This window comes from Saccharomonospora iraqiensis subsp. iraqiensis (assembly GCF_000430445.1).
GTDB lineage: Bacteria > Actinomycetota > Actinomycetes > Mycobacteriales > Pseudonocardiaceae > Saccharomonospora > Saccharomonospora iraqiensis.
Genome location: NZ_KE387035.1, coordinates 10,151 through 14,421, shown reverse-complemented (window position 1 = coordinate 14,421; position 4,271 = coordinate 10,151). Strand labels below are relative to the sequence as shown.

The 4,271-nt window shown below is 72.9% G+C and carries 4 protein-coding genes; 1 reads left to right on the top strand and 3 read right to left on the bottom strand.

Annotated features, from left to right (window positions below; translation table 11 throughout):
* Window positions 1-1,126: MFS transporter (locus ACTIR_RS21030; RefSeq protein ID WP_411431306.1), on the bottom strand; the 1,126-nt coding region annotated here is incomplete at its 3' end.
* A gap of 234 nt (window positions 1,127-1,360) precedes the next feature.
* The gene (gene pdxH, locus ACTIR_RS0100950) at window positions 1,361-2,041 is read right to left on the bottom strand and encodes a pyridoxamine 5'-phosphate oxidase (RefSeq protein WP_026452882.1); all 681 of its coding nucleotides are present in this window, start codon (window positions 2,039-2,041) and stop codon (window positions 1,361-1,363) included.
* Between the two features lie 344 nt (window positions 2,042-2,385).
* Between pdxH and ACTIR_RS0100945 the strand changes: the two genes are divergently transcribed.
* Window positions 2,386-3,534 carry a citrate synthase 2 gene (locus ACTIR_RS0100945; protein WP_026452881.1) on the top strand — a complete coding sequence of 383 codons (1,149 nt, stop codon included), beginning with the start codon at window positions 2,386-2,388 and terminating at the stop codon, window positions 3,532-3,534.
* A gap of 63 nt (window positions 3,535-3,597) precedes the next feature.
* Here the strand turns inward: ACTIR_RS0100945 and ACTIR_RS0100940 are convergent, their stop codons facing one another.
* A complete protein-coding gene (locus ACTIR_RS0100940) occupies window positions 3,598-4,092 on the bottom strand; it encodes a hypothetical protein (RefSeq protein ID WP_026452880.1) in 495 nt (164 codons plus the stop codon).
* Window positions 4,093-4,271: the final 179 nt, after the last annotated feature.

Sequence of the window (4,271 nt, the reverse complement as noted above, 5' to 3'; positions counted from 1 at the left end):
CCCCCGCGGCGGCCCAGCCGTGCACGAGGTCGGCCAGCCGCGGCCCGCCGGCGACGACCACGGTGAACGCGCCCTGGGTACGGCCACGCATCTCGTCGGTGGCCGCGGTCTGCAGGATCGCCATGCGGAAGATCGAGCTCACCATGTCCGCGGCCCCCGCGAGCACGAGGAACAGCACGGCCGCCCACAGGGACGAGGTCAGGCCGAACCCCGCCACCGCCAGCCCCCACACCGCGATCGCGGCGACGACCGCGACGCCGTGCCGGTGGATCCGGCGGACCCACCCGGAGGTACCGCCGATCAGCATGGCACCGAGCGGGATCGCGGCGAACAGCCAACCGAGGGCGAAGCCGCCGCCCGGCGGGTCGCCGAAGGTGCGCTCGGCCATCTCCGGGAAGAGGGCCCTCGGCATCCCGGCCACCATCGCCACGATGTCCACGACGAACGAGGCGAGCAGCACCTTCTGCGCGGCCATGTACCGGAAGCCGTCGACGACGTCGCGCAGCCCGGCGCGGCGGGCCGGGCCCGAGGTGGGCGGCAGGGACGGCAGCCGCCACACCGCCCAGAGCACGGCGGCCAGCGCGAAGGTGTCGACAAGATACAGACTGGACAGGCCCACCACCGGGAGCAGCGCGCCCGCGGCCATCGGTCCGAACACGGCGCCGAACGTCGTGACGGTGCCGCTCAGGGCCGCCGCGGAGGGCAGCAGGTCCTCCGGCACGACCCGGGCCACGACGGCGTTGCGGGTGGGCATGTTGACGGCGAAGAACGCCTGGTTGACGCTGAGCAGGCCGAGCACCACCCACACCGACCCGACGTCAAGCAGCGCCTGTGCCCACAGCAGGCACGCCGTCGCGGCGATGCCGGTGTTGGTCACCAGCAGGAGGGTGCGGCGGTCGACGGTGTCGGCCACGGCTCCGCCCCAGAGGCCGAACACCAGCAGCGGCACCAGGCCGAACAGCCCGGCGAGACCGACGTAGGCCGAGGAGCCGGTGAGGTCGTAGAGCTGCTTCGGGACCGCGACCGCGGTGAGCTGGCTGCCGACCGCGGTGACCAGCGTGCTCAGCCACAGTCGGCGGAACGCCGGGATCCGCAACGGCCGCCGATCGGCGACCACGCTGTCCAGCACCTTCCGCACCCGTCCGGCCCGGGCCGTCCCCGACGTCTCCCGGCCCGCGACCGACCTCTCCGCACCCACGCCCGCAAACCTTAGCGTGGCTAACGATCCACCCGGGCACCCACTCACCCGGGTTGTGCCGTGAAGGGCACCTTCCCTGCGCTCAGCGCAGCGAGGGGCACATTCACTGCGTCACACGCAGGGAAGGTGCCCTTCACGGAAACACGGAGGGTGACCAGCTCGTCACGGGGCGACGCGGCGGATGCGCCAGCCGTCCTCGGTGCGGACGAAGCGGAGGCGGTCGTGCATGCGGTCCCGCCTGCCCTGCCAGAACTCGACCATCTCCGGCCGGATCCGCCATCCGCCCCAGTGCGGCGGCACGGGGACCTGCTCCACCCCGTCGAACCGCCGCTCGATCGACTGGAGCGCGGTGTCCAGGTCCCGCCGCGCGGCCACCGTACGCGACTGCGGGGACGCCCACGCCCCGAGCTGCGACCCCCGCGGCCGGGACGCCCAGTAGGCGGCGGTCTCGGCGGGGGGGACCTTCTCCACCTCGCCGCGCACGTGGACCTGCCGGTGGAGCCCGTACCAGGGGAAGGTCGCCGAGGCGTACCGCGTCGCCGTGAGGTCGTGGCTCTTGGCCGAGGTGTAGTTCGTGTAGAACACCACACCCCGCTCGTCCAGCCCCTTGCACAACACCGTGCGCGAGGACGGCAGTCCCTCGCTGTCGGCCGTGGCCAGCACCATCGCGTTCGGCTCGGGCACGACCGCGTCCTCGGCCGCGACGGCCTCGTCGAGCCACCGCTGGAGCTGCTGATGCCAGGTGTCGGCGAGATCGGACTCGTCCAGGCCCGTGCCGTTGTACGTCACCCGCATCCCGGGCAGCCGTACGGCGGCCTCCCCGGCGTTGTCCAGTTCCGTCATACCGACCTCCCGCACTACCCCGCACGACCGTGGGCGCACACCGTGCGCAGCGGCGCGACCCACCTTCCCGCAAGACGGTAAATGGTCCCGCGGCGGGGCGAAACCGCGCCCGTCGTGACGGGCACCACCGACCACGGGAGCCTCCCCGCGGGGCCGACCGCACGATTCGGCCCGCACGGTTTTCTGAATCGTTCTCGGAATCGTGACCGAAACCACCGCCGACTTCGATTGATACCGCTCGGTAATCGGTGCAGAGTCTCATTCACCGTGCGACGAGGCGCGCGCGTGTGTGGGCCTCGCGCGGTGACCGCCTACCGGGGATTCGCGACGAAAGGTCCACTTCAGTGACATCGACGACAGATCAGGCCACCGCGAACGGGGCACAGGTCGACGACGGTTTCCGGCCCGGCCTCGAAGGTGTGGTCGCCTTCCGCACCGAGATCGCCGAACCGGACCGGGACGGCGGCGCGCTGCGATACCGGGGCGTGGACATCGAGGAACTCGCCGGGAAAGTGAACTTCGGCGACGTCTGGGGGTTGCTCGTCGACGGACATTTCGAAAACGGGCTGGCCCCCGCCGAACCGTTCCCGGTCCCGGTCCGCAGCGGGGACGTCCGGGTGGACGTGCAGTCCGCCCTGCCCACGCTCGCCCAGCACTGGGGCTGCGCCCCGCTGCTGGACATCACCGACGACGAGGCCCGGGAGCAGCTCGCCCGCGTCTCGGCGATGGCGCTGTCCTGGGTCGCGCAGTCCGCGCGCGGCACGGGCGAACCCGCGGTCCCGCAGTCCCGCGTCGACGCGGCGCGCACCGTCACCGAACGGTTCATGACGCGCTGGCGCGGCGAACCCGACCCGGCGCACGTCAAGGCGATCGACGCCTACTGGGTCTCGGCCGCCGAACACGGCCTCAACGCCTCCACCTTCACCGCCCGGGTCATCGCCTCCACGGGGGCCGACGTGGCGGCCGCGATGTCCGGGGCGATCGGTGCGATGTCCGGACCGCTGCACGGCGGCGCCCCCGCGCGGGTCCTGCCGATGATCGAGGAGGTCGAACGCACCGGCGACGCCCGCGCCGTGGTCAAGGGCATCCTCGACCGCAACGAGCGCCTGATGGGCTTCGGTCACCGGGTGTACCGCGCCGAGGACCCGCGGGCGCGCGTGCTCCGGCGGACCTGTCGGGAACTGGGCGCCGAACGGTACGAGGCCGCCGAGGCGCTGGAGCAGGCGGCGCTGGCCGAGCTGCGGGAGCGCCGCCCCGACCGGGCCATCGAGACGAACGTCGAGTTCTGGGCCGCGGTCATCCTCGACTTCGCCCGCGTGCCGACGTCGATGATGCCCGCGCTGTTCACCTCCGCGCGGACCGCGGGCTGGGCCGCGCACATCCTGGAGCAGAAGCGCACCGGCAGGCTGGTCCGCCCGTCGGCGAGCTACGTCGGGCCCGCACCGCGCGACCCGGGCGAGGTGGCCGGGTTCGACCGCGTCACGCGCCCCTGACCGTCCCGCCGACCGGTGGCGAGCCACCGCCGGGGAGGTCGGCCACCGGTCGGCCTCCCCGGCTCACCCGTCCCGGCTCACCGTCAGGGTCGTGAGGAACTGCCGGAACTCACCGAGCACACCGTCGAGCTGATCCCGTGCGCAGGTGAGCACGACCTCGATCAACGCCCTCGTGACGGGTTCGGAGACGTCCTCCATGGACAGGTACACCTGGCACTGGGTCAACGCCAGCGGCCGGTCGTCGACCAGGGTGGCGAAGTCCAGCATCTGGGTGAGCCCGGGCGACTCCGCCGAGCCGATCCTCGTCCGGTCGCGCAGGGTCACCGGTCCCGCGGCCTGCTGCCGGATGCGCTCCACCGACTCGTCGCCGGTGGCGTCCAGGTCCTCGCCGTCGGCACGCAGCCGTCCGGAGATGGTGATGTTCGCGGTGAACCCGTCGCCGGAGTACGGGTGCAGCGCCACGAACGCCACCCCCGGCGCGCCGACCTCGTCCGGCGGCGCCGAGCGCCATCCCTCCGGAAGCCGGAACTCGATCGGCACCGGTAACTGCGTGGCCATCCGCACCACTCCTCACGAGGTCGAGGTACCCGTCGAAACCCGGGCACGGTCGCGGTCCGGCAACGCCGGGAGACCCACCCGGTCCGGGTGAGCGTATTCGCGCGGCCCCCCGCCACCGCAGGCGGCGTCGGTGGCCCGGTCCGCCCCGGACACCGGCGACGTCACCGGTGGGTGGGTCA

Bases quoted from the DNA above. Each gene is read 5' to 3' on its own strand.
- pdxH (WP_026452882.1), bottom strand. From the start codon at position 2,041: ATGACGGAACTGGACAACGCCGGGGAGGCCGCCGTACGGCTGCCCGGG.
- ACTIR_RS0100940 (WP_026452880.1), bottom strand. From the start codon at position 4,092: ATGGCCACGCAGTTACCGGTGCCGATCGAGTTCCGGCTTCCGGAGGGA.